16 protein-coding genes are annotated in these 17,897 nt (G+C 59.3%); 4 read left to right on the top strand and 12 right to left on the bottom strand.

Features of this window, described 5'->3' with window-relative positions; genetic code table 11:
• Positions 1-8 precede the first annotated feature (8 nt).
• The 4 genes from EKM04_RS10925 to mobB are packed head-to-tail and all read left to right on the top strand — an operon-like array spanning position 9 to position 3,272.
• Positions 9-911: a DMT family transporter gene (locus EKM04_RS10925; protein ID WP_183897298.1), complete on the top strand. Its 903-nt coding sequence runs from the start codon at positions 9-11 to the stop codon at positions 909-911.
• Positions 908-2,134: a multidrug effflux MFS transporter gene (locus EKM04_RS10920; RefSeq protein WP_183897297.1), complete on the top strand. Its 1,227-nt coding sequence runs from the start codon at positions 908-910 to the stop codon at positions 2,132-2,134. Before EKM04_RS10925 ends, EKM04_RS10920 begins: the two co-directional genes overlap by 4 nt.
• Entirely contained in the window at positions 2,134-2,763 is a 630-nt protein-coding gene (gene mobA, locus EKM04_RS10915; protein WP_183897296.1) for a molybdenum cofactor guanylyltransferase MobA, read from the top strand. The genes EKM04_RS10920 and mobA overlap by 1 nt, the downstream gene beginning before the upstream one ends.
• Complete coding sequence (gene mobB, locus EKM04_RS10910; protein WP_183897295.1) at positions 2,760-3,272, top strand: molybdopterin-guanine dinucleotide biosynthesis protein B; 513 nt, start codon at positions 2,760-2,762, stop codon at positions 3,270-3,272. Before mobA ends, mobB begins: the two co-directional genes overlap by 4 nt.
• 54 nt (positions 3,273-3,326) lie before the next feature.
• Here mobB and EKM04_RS10905 read toward each other — a convergent pair whose 3' ends face one another.
• From EKM04_RS10905 to argS, 12 genes are all read right to left on the bottom strand, one after another.
• A complete protein-coding gene (locus EKM04_RS10905) occupies positions 3,327-4,916 on the bottom strand; it encodes a peptidoglycan DD-metalloendopeptidase family protein (RefSeq protein ID WP_412762992.1) in 1,590 nt (529 codons plus the stop codon).
• Between the two features lie 298 nt (positions 4,917-5,214).
• A complete protein-coding gene (locus EKM04_RS10900; RefSeq protein ID WP_174152828.1) occupies positions 5,215-5,868 on the bottom strand; it encodes a protein-L-isoaspartate(D-aspartate) O-methyltransferase in 654 nt (217 codons plus the stop codon).
• Positions 5,865-6,641 carry a 5'/3'-nucleotidase SurE gene (gene surE, locus EKM04_RS10895; RefSeq protein WP_174152827.1) on the bottom strand — a complete coding sequence of 259 codons (777 nt, stop codon included), beginning with the start codon at positions 6,639-6,641 and terminating at the stop codon, positions 5,865-5,867. The genes EKM04_RS10900 and surE overlap by 4 nt, the downstream gene beginning before the upstream one ends.
• A 20-nt stretch (positions 6,642-6,661) precedes the next feature.
• A complete protein-coding gene (serS, locus tag EKM04_RS10890) occupies positions 6,662-7,945 on the bottom strand; it encodes a serine--tRNA ligase (protein WP_183897294.1) in 1,284 nt (427 codons plus the stop codon).
• A 92-nt stretch (positions 7,946-8,037) separates the two neighbouring features.
• Positions 8,038-8,850, bottom strand: coding sequence for a twin-arginine translocase subunit TatC (gene tatC / locus EKM04_RS10885; RefSeq protein WP_174152825.1), 813 nt, complete (start codon positions 8,848-8,850; stop codon positions 8,038-8,040).
• Positions 8,847-9,707: a Sec-independent protein translocase protein TatB gene (gene tatB / locus EKM04_RS10880; RefSeq protein ID WP_183897293.1), complete on the bottom strand. Its 861-nt coding sequence runs from the start codon at positions 9,705-9,707 to the stop codon at positions 8,847-8,849. The genes tatC and tatB overlap by 4 nt, the downstream gene beginning before the upstream one ends.
• Positions 9,708-9,769: 62 nt before the next feature.
• A complete protein-coding gene (locus tag EKM04_RS10875; protein WP_174152823.1) occupies positions 9,770-10,006 on the bottom strand; it encodes a twin-arginine translocase TatA/TatE family subunit in 237 nt (78 codons plus the stop codon).
• 159 nt (positions 10,007-10,165) lie between these two features.
• A complete protein-coding gene (scpB, locus tag EKM04_RS10870) occupies positions 10,166-10,816 on the bottom strand; it encodes an SMC-Scp complex subunit ScpB (protein WP_412762991.1) in 651 nt (216 codons plus the stop codon).
• A 70-nt stretch (positions 10,817-10,886) separates the two neighbouring features.
• Positions 10,887-11,717, bottom strand: coding sequence for a segregation and condensation protein A (locus tag EKM04_RS10865; RefSeq protein ID WP_183897291.1), 831 nt, complete (start codon positions 11,715-11,717; stop codon positions 10,887-10,889).
• 50 nt (positions 11,718-11,767) lie between these two features.
• Complete coding sequence (gene nagZ / locus EKM04_RS10860) at positions 11,768-12,784, bottom strand: beta-N-acetylhexosaminidase (protein ID WP_183897290.1); 1,017 nt, start codon at positions 12,782-12,784, stop codon at positions 11,768-11,770.
• 275 nt (positions 12,785-13,059) lie between these two features.
• Positions 13,060-16,023, bottom strand: coding sequence for an SPOR domain-containing protein (locus tag EKM04_RS10855; RefSeq protein WP_183897289.1), 2,964 nt, complete (start codon positions 16,021-16,023; stop codon positions 13,060-13,062).
• 65 nt (positions 16,024-16,088) lie between these two features.
• Positions 16,089-17,846 (bottom strand): arginine--tRNA ligase, encoded by a 1,758-nt coding sequence (gene argS, locus EKM04_RS10850; protein WP_183897288.1) that lies wholly within the window; start codon positions 17,844-17,846, stop codon positions 16,089-16,091.
• Between the last annotated feature and the right edge of the window lie 51 nt (positions 17,847-17,897).

Below are 17,897 nucleotides of genomic sequence, written 5' to 3'. Positions count from 1 at the left end.
TTGGAATCATGGCATTGACGGACAATACCCGCGGCGCGTTGCTGATGGCGCTCGCGATGGCATGCTTTACGATCAATGACGCCTTCACCAAATCCGTCACGCCCTATATCAACACCGGCCAAATTCTGTTTGTTCGCGGTGTCATCACCTGCGTTCTCGTCTTTTTCATTGCCCGCCAAATGGGCGCCCTGCGTCCGCTGAAGACGATCATGCGGCCCATCATCCTGATGCGCTGTCTCTGTGAAGTCGCCGCATCTATCCTTTACCTGCGGGCGCTGGCCACCATGGGTTTCGCCAATGTGTCGGCCATCATGCAGTCATTGCCCCTTGCAGTCACGCTGGGTGCTGCCATTTTTCTGCGCGAGCCGGTCGGCTGGCGACGCTGGACCGCGATCCTCGTCGGCTTCATCGGCGTGCTGATTATCCTGCGGCCGGCTCCCGATGGCTTTACAACGGTTTCACTGCTCGTGGTGGGTGCCGTCTTCGTCACCGCGGGCCGCGATCTCCTGACCCGGCGCATGTATACCGATATTCCCTCGCTCACGGTGACGATGACCACCGCAGTCGTGAACACCATCTTTGGTGCGGCCCTGATCGTCCCCTTTGGCGGATGGCAACCGATGGACGTCTCTGTCTGGTTCCACCTCTTCGCTGCGGCCATTCTGGTCGTCATCGGCTATCAGGCCGTTATCCTGTCGATGCGCAGCGGCGACATCGCCTTTGTCGCGCCCTTCCGCTACACCAGCATGATCTGGGCCTTCTCCATCGGATATATCGTGTTTGGTGAGAAGATGACGCCGTGGATTTTGCTCGGTACGGCCATCATCGTCGCATCGGGCCTCTACACCTTCTACCGTGAAAGCAGGCGTAAGCAGCCACCGCTCGCAAAGACATCCACGAGAATACAATGACGACGGTCCGCTTCCTCGATAGATCAACCCCGCCGCATATCGCGACACTCGTGCTCGTTTCGGGCGTTGCCGCGCTCTGCATCAATATCTTCCTGCCGTCTCTGGCGGCAATGGCGGTGTATTTCGAAACCGATTACGCCGTCATGCAATTCGCCGTCTCGGGTTATCTGGCCGCGACCGCCGCCCTGCAACTGCTCATCGGTCCTCTGTCCGATCTCTACGGTAGACGTCCAGTGCTGCTGGCCTGCCTCTCGATCATGATCATTGCGACCGTGATCTGTGCAGTCGCTCCCAACATCACCGTCTTCATGATCGGTCGTCTGCTCCAGGCCGTCGTCGCCTCCGGATTTGTCCTGTCCCGTGCCATCGTGCGCGATATGGTGCCTGCGGACCGCGCAGCATCGATGATCGGCTATGTGACCATGGGGATGTCGGCTGTTCCTATGGTCGGCCCCACAATCGGCGGCGTCCTCAATGACATCGCCGGTTGGCAAGCCAGTTTCGTTCTCGTCGCATGCTGTGGCGTGGCCATGCTTCTTCTGGTCTTTTTCGACCTCGGAGAAACCAACCATGAGAAATCGGCGAGCTTTTCCGCGCAGTTCAAGGCCTGGCCGCAGCTTCTCCATTCCAAACGTTTCTGGGGCTATGCGCTGACCTCCACGTTTTCATCCGGCGTGTTCTTCTCGTTTCTGGGCGGCGCGCCTTTCGTAGGTAGCGTGCTCTACGAATTGACACCCGCCGTCCTCGGCATGCAGTTCTTTTTCATGGCGGGCGGCTATATGCTCGGAAACTTCCTGTCCGGCCGTTACGCACAGCGGGTGGGCATTTCCCGGATGATGCTGGCAGGAAACGGCATTGCCACTGCCGGTATCGTCGGGGCGATCGCCCTGCCCTTTCTCGGCCTCAACAGCCATTACGAGTTTTTCCTGCCACTCGCCCTGATCGGCGTGGGAAATGGCGTGACCTTGCCGAGCGCCAATGCTGGCATGGTGAACGTCCAGCCGCATCTGGCTGGTTCCGCGTCAGGCCTTGGTGGCGCGCTGACCATCGGCGGAGGAGCCGCACTTTCGGTGCTTGCCTCCTCGCTGCTCTCTAAGGAGGCGGGGACGACGCCCCTCTTGCTGATGATGTTGCTCAATGCGATGCTGGCGATTATGGCAAGCGCCTATACCGGCGTTCAGGAACGCCGACACCATCAGGACATGCAGCAAGGCAAAGCGTGATGACATCGAGACAAGCCACACCCGGCCTCATCCTGGCGGGCGGTCTTTCCAGACGCATGGGCACGAACAAGGCGCTGAGCCAACTTGGCGGCAAGCCGTTGTTGACCCACGTCATCGAGCGCGTCCATCCTCAGGTTTCCAAACTCGCCCTCAATGCAGCGGAGGCCTGGGCACAGACGTTCGAACTGCCGCTGGTGCCCGATACAAAGGCCGGTCACGCCGGTCCGCTAGCAGGCATTCTTGCCGGCATGCGTTACTTCGCCAACCACGCTGCGCAGGCATCGCATATCCTGACCGTTCCCGCCGACAGTCCGTTCTTCCCCGACGACCTGTCATCGCGCCTCGCGGATCACATCATGCAGGAGGACGCCATCGTCATCGCCGCGTCCAGCGGTCATGTCCATCCGGTATTCGGTCTGTGGCCCGTCTCCATCGCAGATGATCTGGAACACTGGCTGGCGGATGACAACAACCGCCGCATCCGCAGCTTCTTGGCGCGGCATCACACGCTGGGTGTGACCTTTGCCACGCTCGAAAGCGAAACCGCGTCCATCGACCCGTTCTACAACATCAATACGCCGGATGAGCTCGCCACAGCCGAGACTTTTTTGAGAAGCATGTCCGTATGACCCAAAAAGTATTTGGTATTTCCGGCTGGAAGAATTCAGGCAAGACAGGACTCGCCGTCCGCATCGTCACGGAGTTGACGGCGCGAGGCTACCGCGTCTCCACGATCAAGCATGCACACCATGATTTCGATATCGACAAGGTCGGTGCCGATAGCTGGCGGCACAGACAGGCAGGCGCGCATGAAGTGACCATCGTCTCTGGCACCCGCTTTGCCATCATGCACGAACTCCGCGGAGGCCCGGAGCCATCCTTCGCCGACATCCTCTCGCGGATCGCGCCTTGCGATCTGGTCCTGATCGAGGGCTACAAATACGAACCCGTTTCCAAGATCGAGGCACGTCGGCTGGAGGCGGCAAAGACGGAGCCGCTCGCCCCATCCGATCCGCACATCATCGCCATCGCTGCCGATCATGCCATCGTTGACACGGCGTTGCCGGTATTTGATCTCGACGATACGGCCACGATTGCAGACTTCATCGAACGCACGGTCGGGCTGACGAGACCCTGAAACGAAAAAAAGCCGGGCGTTGACCCGGCTTTTTCCATTCCTGAGACGCAATACCTACTCGAGGAAAGAGGATGGGTTCACCGGTGTGGCGTCCTTGCGGACTTCGAAGTGAACCTGTGGACGCTTTGCGCTGCCCGTCATGCCGGACGTTGCAACGGTCTGGCCGCGCTGAACCTTCTGGCCACGCTGGACCTCCAGATTGGCAGCGTTGCCGTAAACCGTGACGCGGCCATCGTCGTGACGGATAAGGACGGTGTTGCCGAGCTGCTTCAAGCCGTTGCCGGAGTAGATGACGACACCGTTTTCAGCGGCCTTGATCGGCGTACCCTCGGGCACGGAGATGTTGATGCCATCGTTGCGGCTGCCATCGACGTTTTCACCGAAACCGGAGATCACAGCGCCGCGAACCGGCCAGCGATATTTGCCGATACCCGTCGACTCCGGCGCAATCGACGCCATGTCCGACTTCTTCTCAACGTCGCTGACGCTGGCGTCTGCGGCTGGCGCCTTCGGTGCCTCGACCTTCGCCGTCGCCACCGGTGCTTCGACTGGCTTGGTGGCCGCCGGCGCCTGATGCTGAACCGATGCCGTCTTGATGCCATCGGTGCCGGCACCTGGGATTTTCAACGTCTGGCCGATACGAACGCTGCCATCGGTAATTCCGTTTGCAGCCTTCAGGTCGGCGACCGAGACGCCATTTGCGCGAGCGATCTTGGCAAGGCTGTCGCCTGCCTGAACCTTGTAGCCACCAGCTGGCGGAAGTGGCTTGCCGCCGGGAGGCGTCAACTTGCCAGCGTCTGCCGAAGCCTTGTCGCGCGCCGCACCTTGGCTTGGTAGAACGGCCACGTTCTGCTCGGGACCACGCGTCGGTGTCGGGCTGTTGTTGTTCTTGCTGAGGTCGATATTGCCGGATGCAGCGCGGGCTGCGTTGCGGGACTGACCGAACTTCGGAATGATGATCGACTGGCCGGGTGCCGCAGCAGATGCGCTGGACAGACCATTGGCCTGAAGCAATGCCTTCTCGGGTACGCCATAGCGCTTGGACAGCGTTGCGATGGTCTCACCCGATCTCAACGTGACCGAAGACGCACCATCGGTGTGCCAGCCATTGTCGGCGGCCTTGATGGAGCCTGTCGAGAGATTGTCCGCACCATTGCTCTGCACGCGGGCCGAGGCCATGGAAGGCGCCGAATTCGACCGCGCCGAGGGCATTGGCTGCGCCATCGCTTCGTTACGCGTGGCAGGCTCGCGGCGGCTGGACGGCGATGGAGCCGAAAGCTCCTGACGTTGAACAGATGCCGAAGACGAGGCTACGCGTGCAGAAGAGGGCTGAACCGAACCATAGCCGCCATTGGATGCCGGATAAGGCTGGTTCATCGCCGTATTCTGGTTGGCGTAGCCACCCTGCGGCGCAGAGGCGGCATAGCCACCGCCGTTGTTCATGTCGTTCTGCGGAACGGGCGCAGGTACAGCACCGCCGCGCGAAGGAATGGATGCAGTCGTCATTTGGTCTGGTCCGCTGGAAAACAGGCCGCCAAATCGCGTGGCGTCCGAACTACAACCCGTTGCGACGCTTGCCAGCAATGCCGCTGCGAACATCTTTGCGACTGATTTTCCGATTTTAGGCGAATTACTCATACGCATGACTCGATCTACACTGACGCCAACCGCCGCATCGGGATCGATCCGGCTGAAAATTACACTCTGCAAGGCCCCTCTCCCGAGTTGGGAAAACCATGCGTTGATGGAGATGATTAAAGCGCGTTAGTGTTACCACGCCGTTAAAACGTCATGCGATTTTGATGTTTTTTGACACTTCGATAACCATGACAGGGTGCTGAAATCCCTGTTCCACAGGCGTTTACGGCTAAAAATATTTTTCAATGACTGCGTTGCTCAAAATGAAGCCCATACGCACCCGACATGACCGGGTTTCATTTTGTCACAGGTACCGCGCAATGTGCGGTTCGATTGGCAGATAAGGCGTCTCGAATATTTCCTCACGCTCGAATCGGCTGCCCGTCTTGGAAAAACGGGTCATGACGCAGCGTCCGTCTTCCAACAGGATCGGCGCGATCATCATGCCGCCTGACACGATCTGCTCGGTAAAAAAGCGTGGCATATCGGTAAAGGCAGCTGTGGAGATGATTCGGTCGAACGTGCCCTCGCCCATCAGACCATTCATGCCATCGGCCTGCCTGATCACCACATTGCGAATGCCGAGATCATCCATGCGGTTCTGCGCCATTTGCACCAGCGTCTTGTAACGGTCGATCGAAACGACCCGTTCCGAACGCCGCCCCATCACCGCCGTCATGAAACCGCTGCCAGTACCGATTTCCAAAATCCGCTGGCCGGGCTTGACCTGAAGCCGGTGAACGAGCTTCACCGCCATATCGGCGCTTTCCATGAACGCACCGCAATCGATGGGGATGGTCCGACTGGAATAGGCGTCCGCTGCAAATTGCGCGGGCACGAATTGCGAACGCGGGCACTGCTCAACCGCCGTCAACAGGTCGATATCGGAAATGCCTTCGGCTCTTAACCTCAACACCAGGGCGGCGAAGCCCTCTTTCTCGACCATTGCAGACTTCAACCTTGCACTCCAAGTCCAAGCGCTTTTTCCACGCGATCTTTTACCGTGTAATCCGTCATATCAAGCTTGAGCGGCGTTACCGAGATACGGCCATCCCTGACAGCGTGAATATCGGTGCCTTCGAGAAAATCGCCCAGTCGCTCGCCGAAGCGCAGCCAGTAATAGGGCAGACCCCGTCCATCCTGACGCTGCTCGACATTCATGCCGAAATCAAGCTTACCCTGCCCCGTCACGCTCACGCCCTTCACATCGGCGGGAGCGCAGTTGGGGAAGTTGAGATTGAGAAATGTTTCGGCTGGAAGATCGACATCGATCAGTTTGCGGATAAGATCAGGGGCATGGGTCTCAGCCACCTCCCAGGGAACGATGCGCTCTGCATGGCCGGTGTGGGCATAAGCCTGACTGAGCGCAAAGGAGCGAACGCCCTGGAGCGTGCCTTCTATGGCACCGGCAATGGTCCCGGAATAGGTCACGTCGTCGGCCATGTTGGCACCGGAATTGACACCCGAAAGAACCAGATCCGGCTTGCCCGGCAGCACTTCGCGGACACCCATGATCACGCAGTCGGTGGGTGTCCCACGCAGGGCAAAATGCTTGTCAGAAATCTTGCGCAGACGCAGAGGCTCCGAGAGCGTCAGAGAATGGGCAAGCCCGCTCTGGTCCGTTTCCGGCGCGACAATCCAGACGTCATCTGAAATGGTTCGGGCAATGCGCTCAAGCACTGCCAGTCCCTCGGCATGAATGCCGTCATCATTGGTCAGCAAAATCCGCATGAAACGTCCTCTCCGGTCTATCAGGCAGCCTTTTCGATCCGCGTCAGGCCGCCCATGTAAGGCAGCAGCACGTCCGGAACGGTCACCGAACCATCTTCGTTCAGATAGTTCTCCAGAACGGCGATCAGGCAGCGGCCGACAGCCGTGCCCGAGCCATTGAGCGTGTGCACGAACTTCGTCGCCTTCTCACCCTTGGCGCGGTAGCGCGCATCCATGCGCCGCCCCTGGAAATCGCCACAGACCGAGCAGGACGAGATTTCGCGGTAGGTATCCTGCCCGGGAAGCCAGACTTCGAGGTCGTAGGTCTTGCGCGCGCCAAAGCCCATGTCGCCGGTGCACAGCGTCATGGTGCGGAAATGCAAGCCGAGGCGCTTCAGCACCTCTTCGGCGCAGGCCGTCATGCGCTCATGTTCCTCGATCGCGCTTTCGGCATCGGTGATCGACACGAGTTCGCATTTCCAGAACTGGTGCTGGCGCAGCATGCCGCGTGTATCGCGACCGGCAGAACCGGCCTCAGAGCGGAACGATGGGGTCAGCGCGGTAAAGCGCAGCGGCAGCTTTTCAGCGTCGAGAATTTCACCGGCGACAAGGTTCGTCAGCGTCACCTCGGCTGTTGGAATGAGCCAGCGGCCATCGGTCGTCCTGAACAAATCCTCGGCAAACTTCGGAAGCTGGCCGGTGCCATACATCGCCTCGTCGCGCACCATCAGCGGCGAAGATACTTCCGTGTAGCCATGCTCGCTGGTGTGCAGGTCGATCATGAACTGCCCAAGCGCGCGCTCCAGCCGGGCGATCTGATTGGTCAGCACCGTAAAGCGCGATCCCGACAGTTTTGCCGCGCGGTCGAAATCCATGTAGCCGAGAGCCTCACCGATTTCGTAATGTTCCTTGGCGGGATGGTTCCAGCCGGGCTTCTGGCCAACAACGCGGGCAACGATGTTGTCGTGCTCGTCCTTGCCCTGCGGCACGTCATCGAAAGGCAGGTTGGGAATGCGCGACAGGGCGTCGGTCAGTTCCGCCGACACCTGACGGTCCTCTTCCTCAAGGCGCGGCATGCTCTCCTTGATGTCGGCGACTTCGGCCTTCAGCTTTTCGGCAAGCTCGGCATTCTTCTGGGCCATCGCCGCGCCGATTTCCTTGGATGCCGCGTTGCGGCGCGACTGCATGTCCTGCAGCGTCTGGATCACGGAACGGCGCTTTTCATCAAGTGCAATCAACGACGCGGATTGCGGCTCGGCGTTGCGCCTGGCAAGGCCAGCATCGAAGGCTTCAGGGTTTTCGCGTATCCATTTAATATCGTGCATCGTGGTTCCAGACCGTAATTTGCATCATGTTTTGAAAAACAAAACGCCGGGACATGAGGCCCGGCGTCTGAAGAAGATCCTGGCGGAAACCGTCAGTCCTCACTGGAATCCTCAAGCTCACGGCCTGCATTTTCCTCAGCGCGCTTCTTCTCCACGAGTCGAGCCAAATGTATGGAAATCTCGTAGAGAAGGATCGCGGGCAACGCAAGACCGATCTGGGACATGGGATCCGGCGGCGTCAGCACGGCTGCAACCACGAAGGCACCGACGATCGCGAATTTGCGCTTTTCCCTGAGCCATTGGCTGGTCAGCAAGCCGACCCGCGCCAGAAGCGTGGTGACCACCGGCAACTGGAATACCAGACCAAAGGACAGCACCAGCGTCATGATGAGGCTGAGATACTCCGACACCTTCGGCATCAGCGAAATCGCGACCTCACCATCCTCGGGCAATTGCTGCATGGCGAGGAAGAACCACATGACCATGGGCGTGAAGAAGAAATAGACGAGCGCACCACCAAGCAGAAACAGCAGAGGAGACGCGATCAGAAACGGCAGAAAGGCTGCACGTTCGTTCTTGTAGAGACCTGGCGCCACGAATTTGTAGAGCTGAGAAGCAATGACCGGAAACGAAATGACCAGCGCGCCGAACATCGCGACCTTGATCTGGGTGAAGAAGAATTCTTGTGGCGCGGTATAGATGAGCGAAGACTTGGCGACATCAAGCCCGGCCCAGATCACAGCCCATTTGTAGGGAATGACCAACAGGTTGAACAGCTGCTTGGCGAAAGCGAAGCAACCGATGAAGGCAATGAAGAAAGCGCCAAGCGACCAGATCAGCCGCGTGCGCAGCTCCATGAGGTGTTCGATAAGCGGCTGTGGCTTATCTCCGATATCGGCACTCATGCTTCACCCTTTTTGGCTTTGGCCGTCTTTGCTGTTTTTGCGGGTGTAACCGACGCCGCCATGTCTGGATCGGTCTTTTTCACCACCGCTTTGGCTCTGTCGACCATCGGCTTTCCCGCCGCGACTGTCGCCTTAGCGGCCTTGACCTTTGTTACTTTTGCCGCGACCTCGGTCAGAACAGCCGGTTGAGCGCTTTTGGGTGCAACGGGCTTGTCACTGGCCGTTTTTGCGGCCTCCGTCTTGGCCGAAACGGTCCTTGTGGCACGCTTGGGTTTCGCAACCACCTTTTCAGCTTCGGCTTCCTGAACGGATTTCGGAGATGCCGACTTGCGTATGGTCCGTGGCTTTTGCTCGGTTTCTGCGACGACGACGGGGGCCGCGGCGTCCGTAGGCGCTACGCTTGCAGTGGCCGCAGTTGCAGGACCGACCGCCGTGACCGCAGCGGCAGCCTGCGTGGCGATGGCAGGCGGGCCATCGGGGAGTTTCATGTCAGGCTCGGCCAGGCTGACCGCTGGTGCACCGGCAGGCGCGCTGGTCGCCGGAGAGCTTGCCGGGGTCGTTGCCCCCTTCAAATCAGCCCTGATCTCATTGCCCAGCTGGCGAAGCGGGTTCATCGCATCGCGGATCGAATTCGTCGGGTTCAGATTACGGACGTCGGATATCGTCTGACGAACGTCGTCCATATCGGCTTCTTTCAAAGCCTCGTCGAATTGGCTGCGGAAATCGCCGGCCATCTTGCGCAAACCGGCCATCGTCTTACCGAAAGCGCGGATCATGGGCGGCAAGTCTTTCGGGCCAACGACAACGATCAATACGACCGCAATCACCAGAAGCTCGCTCCAGCCGATATCAAACATCATAAAGCTCCTGACACGCGCAGTGTCGCGAAGCGGCTTTCAGCACCGCACCGCAAAATCGATTACTTGAGCTCGTCAGCCTTGTGGTCGACCGTCCGTGTGTGGACAGGAGGGGCCGGATCTTGCGTGGTGTCGTGGTCTGCCGGACGCGGTGTGCCGTCTTCGTCAGCCATGCCCTTCTTGAAGCTCTTGATACCCTTTGCAACATCGCCCATCAGTTCCGGAATCTTGCCGCGACCAAACAGGACCAGCACGATCACCAGAACGATCAGCCAATGCCACACACTAAAAGAACCCATAACGCAAACTCCCTGAATTTTGCTTTGAACCGATGTAAGACGTTTGCGAAGGTTTTTCAAACACCAAAATGGCTATTCAACAAACGAAGAGCCACTATAAATCTGGGAATTGACAAATGTTGGCAACTCTTTGTGATTGCGGCGACAAGTGAACAGGCCTCAGCGGTCCGGCTCGTCACCGCTGGGCGCCAGCAGTCCCAGTTCTTCAAGGTCGAGTTGGGTGATCGGATCTTCGTCCTCCGTGAGTTCGTCGCTCATCGAAGGCAATGGAATGCCGAAATTCGAGGGTATCCGGCCAGACAGCAGCCCTGCCCCCTTCAACTCGTCCAACCCCGGCAGATCGCGCAATTCCTCCAGCCCAAAATGATCGAGAAAGTCCACCGTCGTCCCCATGGTGACAGGACGTCCCGGCGTTCTTCGCCGCCCGCGAAACCGCACCCAGCCCGCTTCCATCAGAACGTCAAGCGTCCCACGCGATGTCTGCACGCCCCGGATTTCCTCGATCTCGGCCCGTGTTACCGGCTGGTGATAGGCAATGATCGCCAAGACTTCCAAGGCAGCCCGTGACAGCTTTTTCTGCTCCTTCTCGTCCATGCGACTGACAAAGGAAAGATCGCCCGCCGTTCTGAAAGCCCACTGCCCACCCACCTGAATGAGATTGACGCCGCGCTCCGAATAGAGGCCCTTCAGCTTCCACATCAGCGCGGCCACATCGACGCCCTTCGGCAAACGTTCGGCAATAAAGGCTTCCGATACGGGCTGCGCCGAAGCAAAGACCAGAGCCTCTGCAATGCGTTCGGCATCCTTCATCTGCCGCTCGGTGATCGCTGGTTCTGCTCCCGCATCACTCGTGACGACGTCGTCCTCATCCGCATCCCGCTCATTCGACATCTCTAGTCCTTTCACGGCCAGCGCCCTTGCGCATGAAGATCGGCTGGAACGCGCCGTCCTGGCGGATTTCCAGCGATCCCTCGCGCACCAGTTCCAGCGATGCGGCGAAGGCACTTGCCATTGCCGTGGCGCGCATGGAGGGGTCGGCAACATATTGCAGCAGATAACGATCCAGCTCGGTCCATTCGCCGATCTCGCCTAGCATGGAGGTCAAAAGCTCACGGGCATCGACCAGCGACCAGACCTGCCGTTTTTCGATTGTGACCTGGGTAATGGCCTGACGCTGGCGAAGATTGGCATAGGCGCTCAGAAAGTCATAAAGGCTAGCCTCGAAGGACGAGCGGCTTTTATGGGGGATGTGTTCCGGCGCGCCACGCGCGAAGACGTCGCGGCCCAGGTGGTGGCGGTTGACCAGCCGCTCGGCAGCCTCGCGCATGGCTTCCAGCCGCTTGAGCCTAAAGGCAAGCGTTGCCGCCATTTCCTCGCCGCTCGGGCCGTCATCCTTGCTTTGCTGCGGAATGAGAAGCTTCGACTTGAGGAAGGCGAGCCACGCTGCCATCACCAGATAGTCGGCGGCCAGTTCGATGCGCACGCGCCTCGCCTGTTCAACGAAGACAAGGTATTGCTCGGCCAGTGCCAGCACGGAGATGCGGGACAGATCTACCTTTTGCGTCCGGGCGAGATGCAGCAACAAGTCGAGCGGGCCTTCAAAGCCCGCCACATCGATCATGAAAGCCGCTTCGCCGGTGGCACGCTCGGACTTGATATCCTCCCAGAGCTTTTCCATCGGAGCGCCGCCGCGCGATTTATCTGTCGCCATTCATTCCGTCCACCCGGCCCGTCAATGGAAGACGCCGGCTGGATCGCCTGTCAGGCAACCGTCAGCATGGCGTTGAACTCGTCTCTGAGGGCAGCCTCATCGCCCCCATCAGCCACCGGAAATCCGGTTTCGACGGCACGAACGCGCTCCAGAGTTTTGCCGGAAAGAACAGGAACCTCTTTCACGACCTGCAGCATTTCATCCATCACGCCGTTGCAATGCAAGACCATATCGCAGCCACCCGCAACAATATTGGCGGCGCGTTCGCCAAGCGTGCCTTTCAAGGCGTTCATCGAGCTGTCGTCGGAGATGAGCAGGCCATCGAAACCCAGGCGACCGCGAATGATCTCATTGATGACGATGGGCGATGTGGTGGCCGGGCGCTCAGCGTCGATGGCGGTAAACACCAGATGCGCGCTCATCGCCATCAGTTCCTTGTTCAAGGCGCGAAACGGCACGAAGTCATGCGCATCCAGCTCGTCCAGGGGCACATCGACCACCGGCAGGTCATGATGCGAATCGACCAGACCTCGCCCATGGCCGGGAATGTGCTTCATCACCGGCAGCATACCACCCGCCTTCAACCCATCGGCGGCCGCCTGCCCCATGGCCGCCACCAGCGCCGGATCGAACCCGTAGGCACGGTTGCCGATGACGTTACTCGCGCCTTCTACCGGCACGTCCAGCACAGGCAGGCAATCCACAGTGATACCAAGCTTCATCAGATCAAACGCATGCAGGCGGGACATCAGCCACGCCGCGCGCAAACCCTGCTTCGGGTCACGCAGGTAGATTTCGCCCAGCGCCTGCGCATTGGGATAGGATTGGAGTATCGGCGGGCGGATGCGTTGTACGCGGCCACCTTCCTGATCGATCATCACCGGCGCATCGGCTCTGCCAACGGCATCACGCATGGAGGTGACCAGATCCTTGATTTGGTTGATATCACCGATGTTGCGCCCGAACAGAATGAAGCCCCAGGGCTGCTCGGCCTTGTACAGCGCGATCTCGTCCGGCGTCAGGGTCAGGCCGCTACAGCCAAGGATCATAGCTTTCGTTTCAGTCATGGATCTGTCCTGCTTGAAAAATCGATAAGACATAAAAAGCCAGACTCGAGAACCATATCGGGCGGAACACCTCCACCATCTCCGCCGTCATCCTCGGGCTTGACCCGAGGATTTACGAACGGCAGCGGCATCATCTCACTGACGAAGAGTGGGTGGAGACGGCATCAGATCCTCAGGTTAAGCCCGAGGATGACGGACGATAGGGACGAAGCCTTCCAACGATCAAGGCCGAAACCGCAAAGCGGTCCCGGCCTATGGTTTCAATCACCCCGAAATCATCGGGCGATAAGGCAGCTGCCGCCAGCGGAGCGGAAGCGCTCGCACAGGGCTGCGGCTTCGTTCTTGTCCCCGGCTGGAATGCGCACGCGATAGAAGGTGCCCTTGCCAGCGATGTCGGCGGCCTTGATGTCCACACCTCGGCCGCCGATGACGGAACCGAACTTCGCGGACAGGTTCTGGTACGACTTCTGGGCTTCTGCCTGGCTTGGAAGCGAGGCAACCTGGATGAAATAGCCGCCCGCAGATGACGCATTCGTGGCCGGTGTCGGAGCAGCTGCAGTTTCCTGCGCAGGCTGCGAAGGCGGTGCAGGGCGAACGTTACCCTGGGTGGTGACAGCAGCCGTGACAGTGGTCGGCTGAGACGCTGGACGGGACGCAGGCATCGGCGCCGCCGTCTGTGCAGGTTTCGGCGCTGCTGCGACAGGTGCCTCAGTCCGTGGCTGCTGGGCAGGCGGCTCCGGCGAAACGGCAACACGTGAGGCGGAAATCACGGCAGGTGCACGTTCAGCAGCAGCCGTTGTCTGAGGTGCTGCAAGTTCGTCAACGCGGTCGGCCTGCGGCGCAGATGGTGTGGCCGGAGCCGGGACGTCCTGCGCAACCAGTGTGCCATCAGGCTTGACGATCATCGTGCGGACCTTGCGCGGCGAAACATTGACCGGCGAACCGCCCTGATTTTCAGCTGGACGCGCCGTCTCGTCTGGCGACAGCAGGCGTGGATCTTCTGTCTCGCCAACCGGGGTCGACGCAACCGCATCCATGTCTTCGTTCTCGCCCTCAAGCGGCAACTGCTCTGGAATCAGCGTGCGCTGAACGACATCCACGGGCTGCTCGTCGGAGGAAATCAGCGAAGACTGTTTTGGGTCAGCGGGTGCCCCACCAGCGACACGGTTATAAACCGCCTTGTCCTGGTTCGGAACGACACGCCCGCCAGGGTTGTCAGGCACGACCTTGGTCGGCTCGCTATCGGCGGAAATGATAACCGGCGCGCCGTTGGAGCCGGAGTTCAAAGAACCGCCGGTTATCAAAGCATAGGTGCCTCCGCCAATCAGAAGAACGCCGACAGCGGCAGCCATCGGTACGAACCAGCGGCGCGCACTGCCCCGATCTTCGTCGTCGCTGTAACGAACGGGCTGGGTAATCGCTGCGCGGGCAATGTGCTCGCCGGACGAGCGCGTTTCGGCCGCCTCTTCCATGCTGCGACGGAAATCCTGCTCCAGCGCACGTTCGAACTCATCGACCTCTTCCTGCGTCGGCTGCAACTGGCCTGAAACCGGGCGGCCATCGGCGGTCTTATGACGGTCAAGACCACCTGTCGCCGCAGGAGCAAAAAGCGAAGCCAGTTCGGTATCGAGATCAAGATCTTCTTCCTGTCGACGCGGCGCAGGCTTTGGCTCGAACACGCTCATCGGAAGTTCGGGAACTTCCATTTCAGTGATGGTTTCCGGCTGGTCTTCCGTCTCGCCGATCTGCGATGGATCGAAAGGAAGGCTTTCGAGTGTCGCAGGAGGTGCGGCGACGACAGGCGCTACAGGACGCGACGCTTCCTGTTTGACGACCGGTGGCGCAACGGGTTCAGCACGCACGGTTGCGGCCGCAACTGCTGCGGAAATAGGCGCGACAAATGGCTTTGGCTGTACCGGAGCCTGCGCGACAGGTGCAGGCTCCGCAGCGGGTGCACGCGTCGGTTCCGGTGCAACGGCGACATCGATATTGGCAATCTCGGACAGATCGATATCGAAATCGATATCATCGAGAGCCAGCTCGAAATCATCATCGTTGAACGTATCGAAATCGTTCAGATCCGGCTCGGATTTCGCGATGGTCTGGACAACCGGCGGCTCAACCCGCGCAAGCGCAGGCGGCTGCGTGACCGCAGGCGGCACAACCGAAACAACCGGCTCGATGCGAGCGGACGGCATCGTCGTGGCTGCTTCCTTGCTGCTGATTTCGTATTTTGCCACATCGTAGATCAGCTCATCCATCGCCGAAAGCTTCAGCCCGGCTGGAATGGCAGGTTCGATATGGTTGGCAGGAGCGGCAAGCGGCCGTGTGAACTCGGCGGAAACGGGCGCCTCAACGACCTGCTTCGCCGGCGACGCGGCGACGACAGGTGCCGGGCGTGGTGCTCCGAAATTTGCCAGCGGCAGGCGAAGGCTGGAATAATCAAGCGAAGAACGGCGGGCAATCGGTGCAGGCGCCTGCGACGGCGCAACCGGTGCATCGGCCACGGACATTTCGAGTTCGCTGATGAGATCGACAGGCGAACCGCCCGATGTCTCCGCCATGCGCTCCCAATCGGCATCCTGGGCGAGAACGGGTGCAATGTCGTGCGGTGCAGGCGTATCTTCGACGGGACGTGCGTAGACCGGCTCAACGGCAGGCTGCTCTTGATACAACACAGGTTCGGCGTCAGCGACCAGTTCTTCGACCTGAGCACCAGCAGACATATCTTCGAAAACCGGCTCGTCCGCCTGATGGACTGTCCCGCGGTGAGACACGTCAAACAGGGCGGCAACAGACGCAGGATCATCGCTGAAATCGTCACGCAGATTGCTGGCTACAGCGCTATCGGCGCTGTGCTCTGCGACCAGATACTCTTCCGTGTCGGCAGGCGCATACTGCTCCACCGGCTGAATTTCAGGCTCCTTGCGGGCAAAGACGGATTCGACTCGCTGCATGAACTCACCGGCGGGAACCGGCGATGGGCGCACGTCGTTCGCTGCGTCGAGAACGACGGGATCGTGACGCGGAGAATCGTAAATGGCGAACTCGCGAAGCAACTCGTCTTCGAGATTGAATTCAGGCTCCCGACGCTGCCCAGCCTGCTGTGAAACCGGCGCAGCAACGTGGGATGGCCGATCCTCTTGCCCCACAAGACGCGCCAATTGCGCTAGAGGATCGTTGTCGTCGAACTGTTCTGTCCGGCTTTCCCGGTTATACGCGACATTTTTATCGACCATTACGTGTTCCACCATCTACGCGTCAAAGCTCTGCCAGCGTATTGTGAGCAAATAATGGTGAGATGTTATCGCATTTCGTCGGGTGCGTCTGCTCCTAAAAGCGTCAGTCCGGACTTCAGTACATTTGCGACAGCATTCACCAGCCCTAACCTGGCAACACTTAATTCTCGGTTTTTATCGTTAACAAAACGTAATCCTGTCTGATCTTTACCTTTATTCCAATGCCCATGGAAGGAACTTGCGAGATCATAGAGGTAGAACGCCAGCCTGTGCGGCTCGTGATTGAGCGCGATGGACTCGATCATGCGCGGATATTCCGCCAGTTTAGCAATCAGCTGCAATTCATTGATATCACTAATCAATGACGCACCGGACACCATGGCCTCGGAGGATATGTCAAGGTCTGGAAACGCCTCGTTTGCCTGCCTGAAAACGGACTTGCAGCGTGCGTGTGCATACTGCACATAAAACACGGGATTATCTTTGGATTGCTCGGTTACTTTAGCAAAATCGAAATCCAGAGGCTCCGAGCTCTTGCGATAGAGCATCATGAATCGCACCGGATCACGTCCGACCTCATCGACAACCTCGCGCAAAGTGACGAAATCGCCGGAGCGTTTGGACATTTTGACGGGCTCGCCATCACGAAAAAGTTTGACCAGCTGGCACAGAAGAACCGTCAGTTTGGACTTGCCCTCTGACACGGCCCGCGCAACCGCTTCCAGGCGCTTGACGTATCCGCCATGGTCGGCACCCAGTACATAGATCATCTCGCCGAAGCCACGGTCGTACTTGTCCTTGAAGTAGGCAACGTCTGCGGCAAAATAGGTGTATGACCCATCGGACTTGATCAGCGCCCGGTCCATGTCGTCACCGACTTCGGTCGAACGGAACAGCGTCTGCTCGCGATCTTCCCAGTCATCCGGCAACTCGCCCTTCGGCGGCGGCAACGTGCCCTTGTAGACATGGCCCTTGAAGGTCAGGTCGTTGATAGCGGACAGAATGGGGCCAGCATTGCCCGCATGCAGCGTGCGCTCCGAATAGAACACGTCATGCTTCACATTGAGCGCGGCGAGATCCTGACGGATCATCACCATCATCGCGTCGATGGCCTTGTCCTTGACGATCGGCAGCCATTGCTCTTCCGGCATGGCCCGCAGCTTGATACCGAATTCATCAACAAGCGCGTGGCCGAGCGGCACAAGGTAATCACCCGGATAAAGACCCGGCGGAATGGCGCCAACGTCTTCGCCCAGGGCTTCGCGGTAACGCAGGAAAACGGAGCGTGCGAGCACGTCGATCTGCGATCCGGCGTCGTTGATATAGTATTCCTTGATGACCTCGTAACCGGCAAACGAGAGAAGGTTCGCCAGCGTATCGCCCACCACCGCGCCCCGGCAATGGCCCACATGCATCGGCCCTGTCGGGTTGGCGGAGACGTATTCGACGTTCACCTTCTTGCCCGCACCGATGTTTGAGCGGCCGTAATCGACGCCGTTCGCGATCATGTCTGCCAGCAGGCGCTGCCAATAGGCAACTGAAACACGGATATTGATGAAGCCGGGACCTGCGACATTGACGCTATCGACGTCGTCGTCGCGTTCCAGCGCAGGCGCGATGAGTTCAGCCAGCGCGCGCGGATTGGTGCCGAGCGGCTTGGCCAGCACCATGGCAGCGTTGGTCGCAACATCGCCATGGGTGGGATCGCGCGGCGATTCCACGGTGATGCGGCCGAAGTCCACCGTATCGCGATGCGCCCTGACGAGCTCGATCGTCTCGAGCGCGTTTTTGATTCTGGTGTCGAAATCGGCAAAAATATTCATATCGTATACCTGCGCAAAAGGCTTGCATCTCAGTTCGGGCGTCCGGCTCAT

Origin of the sequence: Rhizobium skierniewicense Ch11, assembly GCF_023757665.1 — a bacterium.
Classification (GTDB): domain Bacteria; phylum Pseudomonadota; class Alphaproteobacteria; order Rhizobiales; family Rhizobiaceae; genus Agrobacterium; species Agrobacterium skierniewicense.
Note: the sequence above shows the minus strand (reverse complement) of the source record. Positions and strands in the feature narration are given on the sequence as shown.

Coding starts and splice junctions, on each gene's coding strand:
- EKM04_RS10925 (WP_183897298.1), top strand. CDS start 9: ATGGCATTGACGGACAATACCCGCGGCGCGTTGCTGATGGCGCTCGCG.
- EKM04_RS10920 (WP_183897297.1), top strand. CDS start 908: ATGACGACGGTCCGCTTCCTCGATAGATCAACCCCGCCGCATATCGCG.
- mobA (WP_183897296.1), top strand. CDS start 2,134: ATGACATCGAGACAAGCCACACCCGGCCTCATCCTGGCGGGCGGTCTT.
- mobB (WP_183897295.1), top strand. CDS start 2,760: ATGACCCAAAAAGTATTTGGTATTTCCGGCTGGAAGAATTCAGGCAAG.
- EKM04_RS10905 (WP_412762992.1), bottom strand. CDS start 4,916: ATGCGTATGAGTAATTCGCCTAAAATCGGAAAATCAGTCGCAAAGATG.
- surE (WP_174152827.1), bottom strand. CDS start 6,641: ATGCGGATTTTGCTGACCAATGATGACGGCATTCATGCCGAGGGACTG.
- serS (WP_183897294.1), bottom strand. CDS start 7,945: ATGCACGATATTAAATGGATACGCGAAAACCCTGAAGCCTTCGATGCT.
- tatC (WP_174152825.1), bottom strand. CDS start 8,850: ATGAGTGCCGATATCGGAGATAAGCCACAGCCGCTTATCGAACACCTC.
- tatB (WP_183897293.1), bottom strand. CDS start 9,707: ATGTTTGATATCGGCTGGAGCGAGCTTCTGGTGATTGCGGTCGTATTG.
- EKM04_RS10875 (WP_174152823.1), bottom strand. CDS start 10,006: ATGGGTTCTTTTAGTGTGTGGCATTGGCTGATCGTTCTGGTGATCGTG.
- scpB (WP_412762991.1), bottom strand. CDS start 10,816: ATGAAGGATGCCGAACGCATTGCAGAGGCTCTGGTCTTTGCTTCGGCG.
- EKM04_RS10865 (WP_183897291.1), bottom strand. CDS start 11,717: ATGGCGACAGATAAATCGCGCGGCGGCGCTCCGATGGAAAAGCTCTGG.
- nagZ (WP_183897290.1), bottom strand. CDS start 12,784: ATGACTGAAACGAAAGCTATGATCCTTGGCTGTAGCGGCCTGACCCTG.
- EKM04_RS10855 (WP_183897289.1), bottom strand. CDS start 16,023: ATGGTCGATAAAAATGTCGCGTATAACCGGGAAAGCCGGACAGAACAG.
- argS (WP_183897288.1), bottom strand. CDS start 17,846: ATGAATATTTTTGCCGATTTCGACACCAGAATCAAAAACGCGCTCGAG.